Source organism: Streptomyces sp. NBC_00448 (assembly GCF_036014115.1).
Taxonomy (GTDB): domain Bacteria; phylum Actinomycetota; class Actinomycetes; order Streptomycetales; family Streptomycetaceae; genus Actinacidiphila.
In genome coordinates this window covers 6701684-6718539 of the sequence record NZ_CP107913.1, presented here as the reverse complement: position 1 = coordinate 6718539, position 16856 = coordinate 6701684, and the positions used below count along the sequence as shown (strand labels likewise).

Genomic DNA, 16856 nt, shown 5'->3' with positions numbered 1-16856 from the left:
CCTCCCTGCGGCTGTTCGGGCACGCCCGCCGCCGGGCGCACCCTTTTCCGCGGATTTCCGCTGCCGAAGTCGGCTGCGCGGTGCGGGAATTCCGGCGCCTCGGGTCGGCCGCCAGGGAATCGCCCGGACGAATTTCGCGGTGGGCGCATACGGCAGCCGAATGAGGCGGGCGAATGCGCCAGCCGAATACGCCTTCCGGGAACCGAATCCCGGATGTCCGGCCGCGTTCCGTCCGCCCGAAGCCGCGCTCGCGGATTGAGCCGGACGGGGCGGGGCCAAAGGAAAAGCGCACCGTGCCGAAAGGGAGCAAGCGCGGGTCGTACGGCCCGTACGACCGCCACGGGACCCGCCGCGCGGCGGGCGCGTCCCCGGCGGGCGCCCGCCGGTCGTACGGGCGACGCCCGCACCGCGGACGGGGACCCGGGCGGCCGCCCGGCGGGCGCCCCACCATTGCCGGCGCCCGCAATTCCGACCGCGCGGCACCGTACGCGGCACGGAACGCGGGGGAAGTCGGCGGTGAAGTCCGCGGCTCGCGGGAAACCCGGGCCGGGGCGGCCGACTTGTACCGCGGTGACCAGCGCGGCGGCGCCCAGGACAGCCCGCACCGGACGCCGTCGAGACGGCGAGCGCGAATGCCAGGCTCTCCCCTGAGATCGGACGGAACGTCAACTCCGGTTCATCCAAACGGTGTTGATATGAAGTCATGATGGGCTGACGCCGCCGAGATCCACGCCCGGACCGCGCCCGGACCAGGGCGAAAAGCCCGCCGAACCCCCGCCCGCCGGTGAAGCGGAGGCCGATCGACCGGTCCCCGCGGGACGGCGGCAGGGGCAGCCGCGCCCGGTCGCCTTCGCGCCGCCGGAGGGAAACCGGGCCGCCGCCGTCAAGCCGGCGCCGGCAGATCGTCGCACGCGCCACCCGTTCGCGGTCGGCATTCGCGACTCCAACTCCTTCCGGCCTACGTAACGGTAGGCTCCCTCTCCGTACCTGACCGCGATCGCCCGCGACGCCGGCCCGGGGACCGGTGCGCCCACCATCGCGCCCACCCCGTGGACTCCACCGCGGACTCCACTGCGGCCGCGACTGCCACAACCCTCGAAGGGGTGGAAAATTCGGTTGTCTGATCGAGCGACTCGCCCGAATTCGCCGCCTTCTTCCGCACATATGGGCGGCGGGCAAATGCAGCGGCTTGGCGCGGAACGGCCGCCTGTATATGATCGCAAAGTGGCCGCACCAAGGCCGTTCCGCAATGGCCAGGCACAATCGAATCCAGTACGGCGCCCCGAACCACTCGCACCGCGCGACCGTTCGGCCGGGCGATCAGGACACCACCCACGCCCGCTCGTTCCGGTCGCCGGCCGGCGTGATCCAGCGAGCCGCCGCACCCCCGACGGTGAGGACAGGCAAGTGACCACGGCCGTCAGCCGCAGCCTCCGCAGGCACCCGGCCCGGTGGCCGCGTCCCGCCCGGGGGCGGTTGTCCGCGGGCCCGCCGCCGTCATCGACTGTCAGCGTCTCCAGACACCGCCAACCCCGGACGGGCGCCCCGCCGCGTCCAGATTCCTGAGGATCTGATGACCACTTTGATACAGGAGGCGGCAGCTGCGCTGCTGTTGGCCCTCGCGCTGGCCGCCGGCGGTGCGGCTCTGCGGTTCCGCCGTATCGCCCGCACCCGGCAGCGGCAGGCCGAGCAGCAGCACGCACAAAGCCATGCCACGGTCCTGGCCGAGCAGGAGCGGGTACACCAACTCGCCGACCAGCAAAGGGCGTTGGACGACGCGCTGGGCTACCTGGCGTCGGCCGGCCTGGCCGAGGCCACCGCTGCGGCGCTGGAACCCGGCGAGAACCGCGAGGTCGAGTTCGTGCTGCCGCAGCCGCTGGCCGGCACCCTGGCGGCGCAGCGCATCGAGGAACTGGTCTCCCAGCACACCGCGTTGGTCCGGCAGACCCGGCGCGACGCGCAGGACGCCGCGGAGTTGCGGGTCGAGAAGGCCCACGAGGACGCCCGCGACGCCACCCGCGCGGCCGTACTGACCTTCGCCTCGGCCCTGGTGAGCCTCGGTGCCGAACTCGCCGAGGAGGTCAGCGTGGGGGTGCGCCGGCACCACGGCGACGACGCGTACGAGACGCTGATGGAGATCGACCACACCGCCCAGCAGATGCTCCGTATCGCCCAGGGCTACATGGTGCTGTCCGGCGGCACCCTCGGCCGCCGGCTGCCGGCCACCGAGTTCACCGACATCGCCCGGGCCGCGATGGGCCGTATCCAGAACTACGAGCGGGTGCGGGCACAGGAGCTGGACCAGGCGGTGGTGCCGCGCGCGGTCGAGGCGCTGGTGCACACCCTGGCGATCCTGCTCGACAACGCCGTCCGCTACGCGCCGCCGACCTCCTACGCGGAGGTGTCCTTCCGTACCGGGCACAACGGCGTGACGGTGGTCGTGGACGACGCCGGGCTGCAGATGAGCACCGAACAGCTGGAGCGGGCCCGGGAGATCCTCAGCGGCAAGCAGTCGCTGGACATCCACGCGCTCGGCGCGTACCCGCAGACCGGCTTCCGCGTCGCGGCCCAGCTCTCGGCGCGCTACGGCTTCCGGATCGACCTCGAAGCGCCCAACCTGTTCGGCGGCACCCGGGCGCTGGTGTTCGTGCCCGCCGCGCTGCTGACCACGCTGCCGGCCGAGCAGCCGGCCGGCCACCGCGCGGGCCTCGGCGCCGATCAGCCGTACCTCCCGGCGCAGGGCCACCCGAACGGGCCGCAGGCGCACTCCGGTCACCCGGGGCAGCACGCGCAGCCCGCGCCGAGCCCGCAGCCGGTGCAGGCCGCCCACGACCCGCAGCCGTACGCGGCGGGACCCTCGTACGGCTCCGACAGCCGTCACGACGGGTCGCTCGGCGCCCAACCGGCGACCACCGCGAGCGGGTTGACCCGACGCCGGCGCCGGCCGCAGCCGGCACCCGCGCCCGCCGCACCCGCCGCGCCGGTGGCCGAGACCCGGCCGGGCCGGCCGGACATCGCCGCCGCGTGGGCCGACGGGTCCCGCCGGGGCCGGGCGCTGTCGGAGCAGGCACCTTCAGCGGCCTCCTCCTCGGCGGGGAGCCGGCCGGACCCGGACGAGGGTCCGCGGGAGGCCCTGCCGGACCACCCCTGGGGCACCGACCGGCAGGGCACGTCGGAGAACACGTCGGCCACTTCGAAGGGCGATTCCTGACCATGTTGAAAGCTCACGACGACAATGCGCTGGGGTGGCTGCTCGACGAGCACCTCGGCAATTGCCCGGGCGTGCGGTTCGCGGTCCACATGACATCAGACGGCCTGCTCAGCTCGTACACCAAGACCATCGACAAGGACACCGGCGACAAGCTCGCGGCCGTGACGGCGGCGCTGCGGGCGGCCGGGCTGGCCTGGGCCGAGGTCACCGGGCGGCGGGGTGAGCCCAACTCGGTGCGCCAGCACCTGATCGAGACCGACCAGTGGATCGGGCTGACCTCGGCCGCCGCGGAGAACTCGCTGCTGGCGGTCTGCGCCGAACTCGACAGCGACATCGGGCTGATCAGCGAGCGGATGAACGCGCTGGCCCAGCGGGTCGGCCACGAGCTGGTCAGCAGGGAGCGCCGACCCGTCGGCGAGGGCGGTCGGGCGAGGTGAGCGGCCCGCGGCGTGACCCGGATGTGGTCCGGCCCTACGTCCGCACCGGCGGGCGCAGCCGCCCCTCCCGCGACGTACGCCTGGAGTCCCTGGTGATCGCCGCGCCCGCCCCGGTGCAAGGACTGGAGCCGGACGCCCGCCGGGTGTTCCTGCTGTGCCGCGGCGGGGTGCTGGCGGTGGCGGAGATCGCCGCCGGGCTGGAACTGCCGCCGTCGGTGGTCAGGATTCTGGTCTCCGGCCTGATCGACTCCGGCCACCTCGCGGCCCCGGTCCGCCGTACCCGCGCCGACGCGCCGTCCACCGACCTGCTGAAGGAAGTGCTGCATGGCCTCCGCTCCATCGCCTGACGCCGGCCTGTCCGAGATGACGGGCCTGTCCGGCGAGACCGCCCGTTCCGACGACGACTCCGCCGCCGAGCCGCTCGGCTTCGACTACCTCCCCTCCACCATCACCCGCTCGGCGAAGCTGCTGGTCACCGGGCCGTTCGGGGTCGGCAAGACCACCTTGGTGGGCACCGTCGCGCCGCTCGTGCTGCGGATGGACGAGCCCATGACCGAGGCGAGCGTCGGCGTCGACGACCTGCGCGGCACCCCGGAGAAGACCACCACCACCGTGGCCATGGACTTCGGCCGGCTGCACCTCAACGAGAGCCTGGTGCTCTACCTGTTCGGCACCCCCGGCCAGGTGCGGTTCAAGCCGCTGTGGGAGGGGCTGGCCGACGGCGCGCTCGGCGCGCTGGTGCTGGTCGACACCCGGGACCTGGACCGCTGCCACGACGTCCTGGACCTGCTGGAGGAGTACGACACCCCGTACGCCGTGGCGATAAACCGCTTCGACGACGGGATGGAGTACCCGCTGGACGAGGTCCGCCAGGCCCTCGACCTGGACGACGCCACCCCGCTGACCACGTGCGACGCGCGGGACCGGCAGTCGTGCCTGGGTGCCCTGATCACGCTCGTCGAATTCCTGTCCACCCGCCAACTGGAGCCCCGCCCGTGACGTCCCCGCCCTATGCCGACCCCGCGCCCGCCACGCACGCGCCGGGCCGGCGCGTCCCGCTCTACACCGAGGAGTTCGCCGCCGACCCGCACGGCGCCTACGACCGGATGCGGGCGGAGTTCGGCCCGCTGGTGCCGGTGGACCTCTCGCCCGGCGTCCCCGCCACCCTCGTCATCGGCTACCCGCAGGCGCTGCGCATCCTCAACGACCCGCAGCGCTTCCCGGCCGACCCGCGGGTGTGGCAGCGCGACGTGCCCGACGACTGCCCGGTGAAGCCGATGATGGAGTGGCGGCCGAACGCGCTGCGCTCGGCCGGCGAGGAGCACCACCGCTACCGCGGGGCGAACACCGCGAGCCTGGACCAGGTCAACCAGCACCATTTGCGGGCGACCGTGGAGCAGGTCGCCGCCGAGACCATCGGCCAGTTCAGCCCCACCGGCACGGCCGACCTGCTCACGCAGTACGCCTGGCCGATCGCCTTCCGCGTGCTCAACGAGATGCTGGGCTGCCCGCCGCAGATCGGCCAGCGGGTCGCCGACGGCATGGCCGCGATCTTCGAGGGCGTGGACGCCGCCGCCGGGAACGTGATGCTCGGCCAGGCGCTGCGCGACCTGACCACCAGCAAGCGCACCTCCCCCGGCGCGGACATCACCAGCTGGCTGATCGGCCACCACGCGGCGCTCAGCGACGAGGAGATGGACCACCAGCTGGTCACGCTCTACGGCGCCGGCATCGAGCCGACCACCAACCTGATCACCAACACGCTGCGGCTGATGCTCACCGACGACCGGTTCTCCGGCAACCTGCACGCCGGCAGCCTGTCGGTGCGCGACGCGCTGGACGAACTGCTCTTCACCGACCCGCCGATGGCGTCGTACTGCGTGTCGTACCCGCCGCGGCCGATGGACGTCGACGGGGTGCGGCTGCCCGCGCACCAGCCGGTCGTCATCTGCATGTCCGCCGCGAACAACGACCCCTCGATCGGCGCCGCGCCCTCCCGCCGGGTCGGCAACCGCGCCCACCTGGCCTGGAGCAACGGCCCGCACGCCTGCCCGGCCAAGTCGCACGCCTACCTGATCGCCGAGACCGCCCTGGTCCACCTCGTCGACGCGCTGCCGGAGATGGATCTGGCCGTCCCCGCCGAGGAGTTGACCTGGCGGCCAGGACCTTGGCACCGCGCGCTCACCGCGCTGCCGGTGACCTTCCCGCCCGTCCCCGCCCCGCCCGCGCCCCAGAGCTGAACGGAGCACTCCGCCGTGTCCCAGCCCACCCCTCTCGTCCTGGACCCCACCGGCTCCGACCCGGACTCCGAGCACGAGAAGCTACGCTCCCAGGGCCCCGCCGCCCGCGTCGACATCCTCGGTGTGCCGGCCTGGGCCGTCACCGACCCGACCCTGCTCAAGCAGCTCCTGACCGGCCCGGACGTCTCCAAGGACGCCCGGCAGCACTGGCCGGCGTACGACCACGCGGTCGCGACCTGGCCGCTGGCGCTGTGGGTGTCGGTGCACAACATGTTCACCGCGTACGGCGGTGACCACCGCAGGCTGCGCCGGCTGGTGGCACCCGCGTTCAGCGCCCGCCGGATAGCCGCGCTCGGCGACCGGGTCGAGCAGATCGTCAGCACGCTGCTGGACCGGCTCGACGAGCAGTCCCACGACGCCCCCGACGCCCCCACCGACCTGCGCGAACTGTTCGCCTACCCGATACCGATCCAGGTGATCAGCCATCTGATGGGCCTGCCCGAGGAGCAGCAGGCAGGCTTCCGTACCGTGGTGGACGGGGTCTTCTCCACCACCCTCACCCCCGACGAGGCGATGGCCAACACCGTGCGCCTGTACGGGGTGTTGGACGACCTGATCGCCGCCAAGCGGACCGCGCCCGGGGACGACATGACCTCCCTGCTGATCGCCGCGCGCGACGAGGAGGGCGACGGCTCGGCGCTGTCCGAGACCGAACTGCGCGACACGCTGCTGCTGATGATCAGCGCCGGCTACGAGACCACGGTCAACCTCCTCGACCAGGCGATCTCCGCGCTGCTGACCCACCCCGACCAGCTGGCGCTGGTCCGGTCCGGGGACTCGGACTGGTCGTCGGTGGTGGAGGAGACGCTGCGGCTGGAACCGGCGGTGAAGAACCTGCCGATGCGCTTCGCGGTGCGCGACATCCCGCTGCCCGACGGGCAGATGATCGCCGCGGGCGAGGCGATCCTCGCCGCGTACGCCGCCGCGAACCGGCACCCCGACTGGCACGGGGACACGGCCGGGCAGTTCGACCTCACCCGTACCGCGCCCGGCCCGGAGCACCTCGCGTTCGGCCACGGCGTGCACTTCTGCCTGGGCGCCCCGCTGGCCCGGCTGGAGGCGGTGGTCGCGCTGAGCGCGTTCTTCACCCGCTTCCCCGACGCCCGCCTGGCGACCCCCGCCGAAACCCTCCCCCGGGTGCCCTCCCTGATCACCAACGGCCACCAGACCCTCCCGGTGGTCCTCCGCCCCACCGACTGACGCTCCCCCACGACCCACCCTCGGCGGGCCGCCCCACTCCGGGGCGGCCCGCCGCCCCTCGCCTCCCACCGAACCCTTCGACGAGACCTCGTCCCGGCCGACTCCGCCCACCCGCGCATGCCGCCGCGCAACCCGCGTGCCCTGCCGGTCGGTTCCCGGTTCGGCCGCGCTCCGGACGGGTTCGCGCCGAGGCGACCACGGGAGTGGCCCGCGCGGCGGCTCAGAGGGTGGCGAGGGCGGGGAGGAGGAGGGTCGCGGCGGTCACGTCGGGGGTGAGCGGGCGGTCCCCCGGGCCGGCCGGGAGCGCGGGCGAGGTCAGGACCGCGTGCACGGGTGCGCCCGGGTCGAGAAGGTCCGCGGGCTGGATACGCAACGCCCTTACCGCCGCGACGAGTTCGCAGGCGAGCACGAGCCGGTAGGCGCCCGCGGCTCGGAGCGCCTGCCGTGCCGCCTGGGAGGCGAAGCTCGCCGCCTCTTCGAGACCGCGGGAGATGACGGTGTGCCCGGCGGACGCGGGCGACGAGGCGGAGGCCCGCAGCTCCGCGAGCGCGGAGTTCGCGCTGTACTCGAGGATCATGATCCCGGAGCTGGCCGCGGGCCCGTCCGCGAGGAAGGGCCGCAGCCCGGTGATGTCGGGGTCGCCGAGGTGCCCGAGGCGGGCGGTGGACAGCCGGGCGGTCTGCAGCACGGCCAGCGAGAGCTGGTCGAGCGCGAGGCCGAGCGGCGCGGCGAAGAACCCGCCGTGGTGGTAGACCGCGGGACCGCCGTCCGGCCCGCCGTCCTCGGTGATCAGCGGGTTCTCCGAAGGGCAGTTGATCTCGACGCCGAGCACCCGGCGCAGCGCGCCGACCGCTTCCAGCGCCGGCCCGTGCACCTGCGGGAACGCCCGGAAGCCGTACGGGTCCTGGATGCGCCGGCCGGGCGCCTGCGGGCGTTCCGGCTGCCCGAGCAGCCTGCGCACCTCGGCGGCGGCGTGCAGGGTGCCGGCGTACGGGCGCAGGGCGTGCACCGGAGCGGCGTACGCCTCCAGGGAACCACCGACCGCGGCCAGCGAGAGGGCGGCGATGGCGTGCGAGGCCCGCAGCAGGACGTCGATGTCGTGGCAGACCAGCGCGGCCTGGCCGAGCGCGAGGGCGTTGCTGCTCATCAGGGCGAGCCCGTCGCCGCGCTGGAGGGTGACAGGCGCGGGTCCGGGCGCGGTGGCGCTGGTGTGCAGCGGCGCGACCGGTCCGCCGTCGGGGTGCGGGTCGGCGTGGACGCCCACCGGCCCCGGCTCGGTGGAGTTCGCGCCGGGCGATACGGGACCGGGCGGTACGGCTCCGGGCGACGCGGGACCGGCCGGCACGGGACCGGCCGGTACGGCGCCCGGCCCCGCCTCGCCGTGCCGCACCCCGCCGTCCCGTACCGTTTCCGCGCCCAGCACCTCCGCGCCCCGCGCCTCCGCAGCGATCGGGTCGAGTTCCGGCCCCAGCGCCCCCACCGGGTCCGCCAGCCAGGGCCGCTCACCGATCAGCGTCAGCCCGGTCTGCGCGAGCGCCGTCAGATCGCCGGTGCCGACCGCCCCGTACTCGTTGACGGCCGGGTGCACATGCAGCCGCAGCGCCTCGACCATCGCGTGGACGAGTGCGGGCTGGAGGCCGGAGCCGCCGGCCAGCACCTGGTTGGCGCGGACCGCCAGCATCGCGCGGACCTCGCGGGCGGGCAGCAGCGCGCCGACCCCGCCGGCGTGGCTGCGCAGCAGCCGCAGGTCCTGCTCGTCCTTGTCCTCGTCGCTGAGGAAGACCATCCGGTTGGCGCCGACGCCGGTGTCGCGGCCGTAGATCCGGCCGGAGGCGGCGAGCCGCTGGGCGGTGCGCCAGGAGCGTTCGGCGCGTGCGTACGCCTCGGGCGGGACGACGGGTCCGGCCACGCCGTCGGCGAGCAGTGCGACGCCGTCGGCGTCGAGGCCGAAGCCGTCGAGGACCGCGCCGGCCGCCTGCGCCCGCTGGGGTGCGGAGGAAGCGTCGTTGCCGCGGTGCGACGACGACTCAGGGGCTGTTCCCATGGTCGCCTCCGGCTGAGGGCGGTACGGAAGGGTGGTTCGGAGAGGTGGTGCGGAGGGGCCGTCCGTCACGGTCGCGCCCCGGGTCGTACATCGTGCGGGCTCCGGGGTGTGCGGATGCGTGCTCCGGGGCGCCCCGGTCGTCCCCGGCGCCCGGGCCGGACCAGGCCGCCCCGGGGTGCGCTCGGCACCCCGGGGCCGTCCTCAGGCCCGTACGCGGGCGTACGCGGGCCCGGCTCAGCGCTCCCCGCTCAGCTGACGCCGATGGACTTCAGCCACGCCTGCGCGACCGCGAGCGGGTCCTTCTTGTCCGTCTGCACCTGGGTGTCCAGGTCGAGCAGCTTCGCGGTGTCGAGCTTCGCCGACACGCTGTTGAGCGCGTCGACGCCGGCCTGCGAGAGCCCGGACTTGTAGACCAGCGGAAGCACGTTGCCGAAGCCGAAGAGGCTCTTCGGGTCCTGGAGCGTGACGAACTTCTCGGACGAGATGGTCGGGTCGGTGGTGAAGATGTCCGCGGCCTGGACGTTGTTGCTCTTCAGCGCCGACTCGGTGAGCGGGCCGCCGGCGTCCAGCGCCTTGAAGGACTTCGGCACCACGTTGTACTCGGACTTCAGGCCGACCAGGCCCTGCTGGCGGGTCTGGAACTCCGGCGAGCCGCCGATCACGAGGTCCTTGCTGATCGAGGCGAGATCGGCGATCGAGGAGGACGCGGTCAGGTGGTACTTCTTCGCGGTGGCGGCGTTGACCGTCACCGAGTCCTTGTCCTCGGCCGGGGCGTCCTTCAGCACCGTCAGCTTCGGGTCGAGCTTCGCGGTGATCGCTGAATCCGTCGCGGCCGCCGTCGTGGCCACCGCCTTGGGGTTCAGGTAGGACAGCAGCGCGCCGTTGAACTCCGGCATCACCGTCAGCGTGCCGTTCTTCATCATCCCGTAGGTGGTCTCACGGGTGCCGATGTTCAGCTTGTAACTGACCTTGATGCCCTTGGACTTGAGGGTCTCGCCGTAGATGTAGGCAAGCACGGTGCTCTCGGCGAAGTTGTTGGAGCCGACGACCACGGTGCCGCCGGACGCCTTCTTCCCGGCCAGCGGGTCGCTGCCGCTGTCGCCGGACGAGGAGGAGGAACAGCCCGCCAGCAGGGGCGCTGCCACGGCAGCGACGACCGCCACGGCGGCCAGTCGGAGGTAACTCGGGCTGGACCAGGTGCTGTTCTCGCGAGTAGTCACGGTTTCCGCTTCCGGCTCGGTGTTCGAAAGATGATCAACGTTGTTCGAAACATGCCTTGGTGACGATCCAATCCAGCCGCTTCCCACCCAGTCAAGTGAAGGCTGGTCACCGATTGGCATCGACGGGTGCGAAGCGCCGATCCGGCCTCCGGCGGTACCCCGCTGACCTGCGACGGAACCGGATCACCACAGGTCGGTGCGTGGACGGACTTAACAGGATCTTGATGTACTGGCCAGGTGCCGGACGACAAGACGAGGTAGTCTCCGGGCAGTTGGCGACCATTCCCGGACTGACACGGGGAGTTTTCGGCCACTTCCGTCCGACCAAGGTGACGAAAGTGGTCAAAGTCACGGAGGAGGGCGCGTCGTGTCCGCGAACGGAGCGATCGGACCGGAACGAGAGCATCCGGTACCGGAAGTCCCGCACGATGGCGACCGTCCGCCCCGAACATCCGCACTCGCCCGCTTCGCCGACCGCCGGCCCTTCCGGCGCAAGCTCGACGTGCTGCTCGGCGTCCCCCTCGTCGTGATCGCCCTGCTGCTCGGCTATGTGATCTCCGGGCTGGTCGGCCAGGCCAGGGACGCGGGCTCCGCCGCCCAGCTGGTCCGCAGCAGCCGCCAGGTCGCGACCCTGGTCGACCGGGTCGAGTCCGAGCACCAGCAGGCGCTGCTGCTGTCGGTGCGCTACGAGTCGGCCACCACCGGCGGCCGGCCGTCGCTGACCGCCTACCGCGACGCGCAGGACGCGGTGGACCGGCAGGTCGCCGCGGTCCGCCGCGCCTTCGGCTCGCGGCTGCCGGCCGCCGAGGAGCAGGTGCTCAAGGAGATCGACGGCCTGAGCAGCCTGCGCAGCACCGTGGAGCAGAGCTACCTGCCGGCCGACAACATCGACCCGGCGTACACCTCCGCGATGGACGACCTGATCGACGGCCTGGACCTGGACACCAGCACCAACCTCTCCACCACCCGCACCGGCAGCCTGCTGGACTCGCTGCTGCGCGCGGAGGCCGCGCACAGCTCCTTCGAGACCAGCGTGTTCTCCGCGCAGACCGGTGACGCCAACGCGCTGATCGAGTTCGTCCACGCGGTCGGCGACGAGCAGGTCTACACCACCGAGGCGGCCCGGTTCGACCGCTACGCGACCTCCCGGCAGAGCGCCGAGCTGGCCGGGATCGAGCAGGGCACGGCCTGGAACACCATCTCGCAGCAGTACGCGGGCCTCCAGGTGGACCCGAGCTCGCTGGTGGCCAACGGCCCGGCGGCGATCAGGGCGGCCTTCACCTCCGCGCTCCAGGCGTACCCGCAGTACCAGCAGCAGGCGGAGAGCCGGCTGCGCGTCACCAGCTCGCTGATCGGCCAGATCGCCGACCGGGCCGATCGCGCCTCGGACAACGCGTGGTGGCGGGCGGCCTGGCTGCTGGCCGGCGCGCTGGTCGCGTTCGTGCTGTGGCTGGCGCTGTCGGTGGCGATCCGCCGCTCGGTGATCCGGCCGGTGCAGGCGCTCACCGGGGCGGCCGCCGAGGTCGCGGAGGTGGCCGGGCGGGAACTGGCCCGGGTCGCCGACGACGACGCGGTGGACGCGAGCCCGCCGCGGCTGCGGGAGATGCCGGTGACCGCGCGCGACGAGATCGGCGACCTGGCCGCCGCCTTCAACCGGGTGCAGACCACCGCGGCCGCGCTGCTGGAACGGCAGGTGCTCAGCCGCCGCAACACCGCGGAGATGTTCGGCAACGTCGGCCGCCGGGTCAGCAACCTGACGGCCCGTCAACTCTCCCTGATCGACGCGGTGGAGCGCGGCGAGACCGACCCCGCGCTGCTGGACCGGCTCTACCGCATCGACCACCTCGCGGTACGGCTCCAGCGCAACGCGGACAGCCTGATGCTGCTGGCCGGTATCCGCGAGACCGGCATGGAGGCGGGGCCCACCCCGCTCACCAACGTGGTGCGCGCCTCGCTCGGCCAGATCGAGGGCTACCAGCGGGTCTCGCTCAGCGCCGAGACCGAGGTCACCGTCGCGCCCGACATCATCGCCGACCTGACCTTGATGCTCGCCGAGCTGCTGGAGAACGCGGTCGCCTTCTCGCCCGCCCGCAGCCCGGTCGAGGTGACGGTGAGCGCCCGCTCCGAGGGAGCGCTCATCGAGGTCACCGACCACGGCCTGGGCATGAGCGCGGCCCGGCTCGCCGAGGAGAACGCCCGGCTGGTGCGCCGCGAACGCCTCGACCTGGTGCCCACGAAGGTGCTCGGCCTGTTCGTGGTCGGCAGCCTGGCCCGGCGCTGGGGCGTGCGCGTCACGCTGACCCGTACGCAGGGCGGCGGCGTCACCGCGCAGGTGGCGATCCCGTCGGCGCTGCTGCTGATGATGAGCCCGTTCGCGGAGCCGAGGAAGCGGCCGGACACCGGGAACGGAGCCGGCGGCGTCGCCGGAACCGAGGGCCGGGCCGGGCGCAGGTCGTACGAAGGCGGGCCCGCGGAACTCGAACGAGGCGACCTGGCCGAGCGCGGCGAGCGGGCCGGACGGGGTCCGCGGCACGCCGCCCGGGTGCCCGAGTCGGGTCCGGCCCGCCCGCACCCGGAGCCGGGCAGCGACACGGAGGCCGGCGGCGGCGCCCGGCACGCGGCACCGAACCGCCCGGACGCGCCCGCGCCGCTCCCCCGCAGGGTGCCGCAGCGCAACGCGGCGATCAGCTCCGCGGCCGTGCCGTCCGCGCCGGCCGCACCGGTCCGCCGCCTCGGCCCGGGGCAGGGGACCGCCCCGACCGGCAACGGAACCGGGAACGGGAACGGAACAGCGCCGGGCGGCGCCGCGACCGGCGCACGGACGGTGAACGGCGCGGCGAGCGGGCCCGGTTCCGCGGGTGCCTCCACCGCACCGGGTACTCCCGCCGCGCCCGGCACACCCGCCCACGGGAGTACGTCGCCGGGCGGGCTGCGGCGCCGCGTGAAGGGCGCCACCCTCGCCACCACGCTCGGAGCGGCGGCCCCCGCCGCCCCGGCCGCCGCCGGCCCCGCCGTACCCTCTCCCCCAGACCCGCACCGCCCCGCCGCAGACGCCGAGCAAGTCCGCTCCGAGCTGGACGAGTTCGAGGCGGCGGTGGAACGGGCGCACCGCGACACCGCGGCGGCCGACACCGGCCAGAGCCGCACCACACTGGACACGGGGTTCCCGGAAGGAGCCGAAGAGTGACAACGCCGACAGGTGGCGGGCCCGAGGAACTGCGGGCCGCCGCAGCCGATTTCACCTGGCTGCTGAACCGTTTCGCCACCGAGACCGCGGGGGTGGTGGACGCCATCGCGGTCTCCTCCGACGGCCTGCTGATCGCGGTGTCGCAGCTCCGCGACCCGGCGGACTCCGAACGGCTCGCGGCGATCGTCTCGGGCATGACCAGCCTCGCGGCGGGCGCCGCCGGCAACTACGGCCTGGGCCCGCTGAACAAGGTGATCATCGACCTCGCGGAGGGCCACATCCTGGTCTCGGCGATCGGCAGCGGTGCCGTCCTGGGCGTGGTGACCTCCAAGGAGGCGAAGCTCGGCAACATCGCCTACGAGATGACGGTGTTCGCGAACCGGGCCGGGGCGGCGCTCAACCCGGAGCTGGTGCTGGAGTTGAAGAACACCGTCGGTTCGCCGTCGGCCCGTTGACGTACCGGCCTCCCGCGTACGGGCAGTTGACGCATCCGCGGCCGGGCGGGTACGGCCGGTACGCGTACCACCCCTGCACGCGCGGGCAGTTGCCGTACCGGGCTGCCACGTACGGGCAGTTGACGTACCACCTGTGCACGTATCCGCGGCCGGAGGCGCCGGCCGCCGCTGAGCGCACACCGCTGACGGCTCACCGCGAGGAGGTGAAGGCCCATGGGTGCCGGTGACGAACCGGTCGACCGGGCGCCCGCCGTACGGCCGTTCCTGGTGACCGCGGGCCGGGTGGCCGGGTCGGGCGGCGGCTCGGACCTGCCTCCGATCCCGGTCGAGACCCAACTCGTGGCGACGGCCGCCGGGTTGGAGCGGCTGGACCTGATGTCGTTCGAGCGGCACGACATCGTGGCGGCCTGCCGCCGACCGCAGTCGGTGGCCGAGATCGCGGCCACGCTGCGGCTGCACCTCAACGTCGTCCGGGTGCTGGCCGAGGACCTTTCGGCGGGCGGCCACCTTTCGGTGTACGTTCCGAGCGCCGACATCGCCCGCGACGTTTCCGTACTGCGAAGGGTTATCGATGGTCTCCGCACCATCCCCGACTCCGGGGGGACACTCCGTGACAACGACTGAGGCGCCCGGCCGGGGCGCTCCCCCGCTGCCGGTGAAGATGGTGGTCGCGGGCGGGTTCGGGGTCGGCAAGACCACCGCGGTCGGGTCGATCTCGGAGATCCGGCCGCTCACCACCGAAGCGGCGATCACCGAGGTAGCCGCGGGGGTGGACGACCTCAGCCACACCCCGCACAAGACCACGACCACCGTGGCGATGGACTTCGGCTGCATCACCATCGACGCCGGCCTGAAGCTCTACCTCTTCGGCACCCCGGGCCAGGAGCGGTTCGGCTTCATGTGGGACGACCTCGTCCAGGGCGCCCTCGGCGGCCTCGTCATCGTGGACACCCGCCGACTCGACGACTGCTATGCCGCGGTCGACTACTTCGAGCACCGCCGGATACCGTTCGCGGTCGCGGTGAACGCCTTCGACGGGCGCGTCGAGCACACCCTCGACGAGGTGCGGTGGGCACTGGACGTGGCGGAGAACGTCCCCGTCATCACGTTCGACGCGCGGGAGCGGGGTTCGGTGCGGGACGCGCTGCTGGTCGTGCTGGACGTGGCGCTCACCCGAGCGGAAGGGTGAGCGGGGACCGTTGAAGAGCCGCTCGACCCCTCAGCGCAGGAGGGCTCGTTTCAGCAGCGGGGCGAGCGGCTTCTCGACCAGGCGGTGCAGCAGCCAGGCGAGCACCAGCATCATCCCCACGGCCAGCAGGAGCACAGCGGCCGGCGGTAGCGCGGTGCTGTGCACGAGGACGGCGACGGTGACCGTGCCCAGGTGGTCGTGGACGAGGTAGAACGGGTACGTCAGAGCGCCGGCCGTGGTCAGCCAGCGCCAGTTCAGGCGGGATATGGACGGCACCATGGTCACCGCCGCCACCGCGGCGAAGCCGAAGGCGACCACAGCGATCACGCCGAGTTCCGTGCGGTGGTGGAAGACGCTCATGTGCTCGGGCGCGACGTTCGCCTTGACCGCGTTGCGCTGGCCGAGCAGGAAGCCCACCACGACCACGCCCCAGGACATCGCGTCGTGCCCGAAGCGGTACACGAGGTACATCCCCATGCCGGCCACGAAGAACGGCGCGTACTCCGGCATGAGCGCGGTCTTCGCGAACGCCTCCCCCGAGGTGTCGGCGTAGAGCGCGAGGACCGTCCAGGCCGCGCAGAACACCAGCACGCGGCGGCGGGTGGCGCCCGGCCAGACCACGGCGAGGGCGAAGAGCAGGTAGAAGCGCATCTCGGCCCAGAGCGTCCAGCACACGCCGAGCACGCGCTCGGCACCGGCCGGCATCTGGAGCATCGTGAGGTTCGTCAGCAGGTCCGGCCGGGACACGACGTGGCGGCCGGCCAGCGCGAAGACGGCGGTGACGATGATGAGAGCCGCCCAGTAGGCGGGGTACAGGCGGGTCACGCGGGACACCGTGAAGCCCTTCAGGTCCCGTCCCCAGCCGGACATGCAGATCACGAACCCGCTGATCACGAAGAAGATCTCGACGCCCAGACAGCCGTAGGAGAACGGTCCGGCCAGATACGGGAAGACCTCCGCGGGCGAGCGGCCCCACGACTGGTCGATGTCGCCGCCACGACCCGCGTAGTGGTAGCCGCAGACCATCAAGGCGGCGACCAGCCGGAGGCCGTCGAGGGCGCGCAACCGCCCTCGGGGGACGGAGGCCGGGGCCGCCGGCCCTTGGGACCGCGCCGCGGCGGCGGGCAGCGGGGCGGGCGAGGCGCTGGGTGTACGGCCGGCCGGCCGGCCGAGGGACGGGGGCGTGAGGGGGTTCATCTCCGGCGGGACTCCTTCGAGTCTTGTCGAGGTGGCGCCGCGGGGGAGCCGTGCGGGTGCGGGTGCGGAACGAGCGCGAGCGGCAAGAGGAAGCCGATCGTCCGATCAGACACAGTCCCCACCTGAAGGGATGCACGGATATCCGGCCGCACGGGACATGTCATCGAAGCGTCTTCCGTGCTTCAGTCCGCGTTCCCCGAACGGTGGGCAAATCGCCACCCGGGACGAACCGGGGCGCGCGTCGAAGGAGCCTCACGTCAAGGGCGAGCGGACGTCGAAGGAGCCGGGCAACGATCGGCGGGCGGCCGGCCAACACCCCGGATCGGGCGACATACCCGCATCCGGCTTCCTCCGCTTGCTAGCGTGCTGGCCCTGTCCCTACGGGTGACGAGGACCTACGTCGAACGTGGAAGCGG

General features: G+C 73.1%; 13 protein-coding genes. 10 read left to right on the top strand and 3 right to left on the bottom strand.

Features of this window, described 5'->3' with window-relative positions:
- The first annotated feature begins 1573 nt into the window (after positions 1-1573).
- The 6 genes from OG370_RS28970 to OG370_RS28945 are packed head-to-tail and all read left to right on the top strand — an operon-like array spanning position 1574 to position 7148.
- Entirely contained in the window at positions 1574-3211 is a 1638-nt protein-coding gene (locus tag OG370_RS28970) for an ATP-binding protein (RefSeq protein ID WP_328469355.1), read from the top strand.
- 2 nt (positions 3212-3213) lie between these two features.
- Positions 3214-3648: a roadblock/LC7 domain-containing protein gene (locus tag OG370_RS28965; protein ID WP_328469353.1), complete on the top strand. Its 435-nt coding sequence runs from the start codon at positions 3214-3216 to the stop codon at positions 3646-3648.
- On the top strand, positions 3645-3995 hold the full coding sequence (locus OG370_RS28960; protein ID WP_328469351.1) for a DUF742 domain-containing protein: 351 nt from the start codon (positions 3645-3647) through the stop codon (positions 3993-3995). The genes OG370_RS28965 and OG370_RS28960 overlap by 4 nt, the downstream gene beginning before the upstream one ends.
- A 16-nt stretch (positions 3996-4011) precedes the next feature.
- A complete protein-coding gene (locus OG370_RS28955; protein ID WP_443060904.1) occupies positions 4012-4647 on the top strand; it encodes a GTP-binding protein in 636 nt (211 codons plus the stop codon).
- Positions 4644-5888 (top strand): cytochrome P450, encoded by a 1245-nt coding sequence (locus tag OG370_RS28950; protein WP_328469347.1) that lies wholly within the window; start codon positions 4644-4646, stop codon positions 5886-5888. Before OG370_RS28955 ends, OG370_RS28950 begins: the two co-directional genes overlap by 4 nt.
- Before the next feature lie 15 nt (positions 5889-5903).
- Positions 5904-7148, top strand: coding sequence for a cytochrome P450 family protein (locus tag OG370_RS28945; RefSeq protein ID WP_328469345.1), 1245 nt, complete (start codon positions 5904-5906; stop codon positions 7146-7148).
- A gap of 220 nt (positions 7149-7368) precedes the next feature.
- On the opposite strand, the gene OG370_RS28940 is transcribed toward OG370_RS28945, so the two are convergent.
- The gene (locus tag OG370_RS28940; RefSeq protein WP_328469343.1) at positions 7369-9192 is read right to left on the bottom strand and encodes an aromatic amino acid ammonia-lyase; all 1824 of its coding nucleotides are present in this window, start codon (positions 9190-9192) and stop codon (positions 7369-7371) included.
- Positions 9193-9440: 248 nt separating this feature from the next.
- Positions 9441-10412 (bottom strand): ABC transporter substrate-binding protein, encoded by a 972-nt coding sequence (locus OG370_RS28935; RefSeq protein WP_328469341.1) that lies wholly within the window; start codon positions 10410-10412, stop codon positions 9441-9443.
- Positions 10413-10779: 367 nt separating this feature from the next.
- Here OG370_RS28935 and OG370_RS28930 point away from each other — a divergent pair, with 367 nt between their 5' ends.
- The 4 genes from OG370_RS28930 to OG370_RS28915 all read left to right on the top strand — a co-directional run bounded on the left by OG370_RS28930 (position 10780) and on the right by OG370_RS28915 (position 15243).
- The gene (locus OG370_RS28930) at positions 10780-13599 is read left to right on the top strand and encodes an ATP-binding protein (protein WP_443060765.1); all 2820 of its coding nucleotides are present in this window, start codon (positions 10780-10782) and stop codon (positions 13597-13599) included.
- Positions 13596-14054, top strand: a complete 459-nt coding sequence (locus OG370_RS28925; RefSeq protein WP_328469339.1) for a roadblock/LC7 domain-containing protein — start codon at positions 13596-13598, stop codon at positions 14052-14054. The genes OG370_RS28930 and OG370_RS28925 overlap by 4 nt, the downstream gene beginning before the upstream one ends.
- Before the next feature lie 213 nt (positions 14055-14267).
- Positions 14268-14678, top strand: a complete 411-nt coding sequence (locus tag OG370_RS28920; RefSeq protein ID WP_328469337.1) for a DUF742 domain-containing protein — start codon at positions 14268-14270, stop codon at positions 14676-14678.
- Positions 14626-15243, top strand: coding sequence for a GTP-binding protein (locus tag OG370_RS28915; RefSeq protein ID WP_328469335.1), 618 nt, complete (start codon positions 14626-14628; stop codon positions 15241-15243). Before OG370_RS28920 ends, OG370_RS28915 begins: the two co-directional genes overlap by 53 nt.
- A gap of 30 nt (positions 15244-15273) precedes the next feature.
- Here the strand turns inward: OG370_RS28915 and OG370_RS28910 are convergent, their stop codons facing one another.
- On the bottom strand, positions 15274-16440 hold the full coding sequence (locus OG370_RS28910; protein WP_328469333.1) for an acyltransferase family protein: 1167 nt from the start codon (positions 16438-16440) through the stop codon (positions 15274-15276).
- Positions 16441-16856 lie beyond the last annotated feature (416 nt).

Bases quoted from the DNA above. Each gene is read 5' to 3' on its own strand.
- OG370_RS28970 (WP_328469355.1), top strand. From the start codon at position 1,574: ATGACCACTTTGATACAGGAGGCGGCAGCTGCGCTGCTGTTGGCCCTC.
- OG370_RS28965 (WP_328469353.1), top strand. From the start codon at position 3,214: ATGTTGAAAGCTCACGACGACAATGCGCTGGGGTGGCTGCTCGACGAG.
- OG370_RS28955 (WP_443060904.1), top strand. From the start codon at position 4,012: ATGACGGGCCTGTCCGGCGAGACCGCCCGTTCCGACGACGACTCCGCC.
- OG370_RS28940 (WP_328469343.1), bottom strand. From the start codon at position 9,192: ATGGGAACAGCCCCTGAGTCGTCGTCGCACCGCGGCAACGACGCTTCC.
- OG370_RS28920 (WP_328469337.1), top strand. From the start codon at position 14,268: ATGGGTGCCGGTGACGAACCGGTCGACCGGGCGCCCGCCGTACGGCCG.
- OG370_RS28915 (WP_328469335.1), top strand. From the start codon at position 14,626: ATGGTCTCCGCACCATCCCCGACTCCGGGGGGACACTCCGTGACAACG.
- OG370_RS28910 (WP_328469333.1), bottom strand. From the start codon at position 16,440: ATGAACCCCCTCACGCCCCCGTCCCTCGGCCGGCCGGCCGGCCGTACA.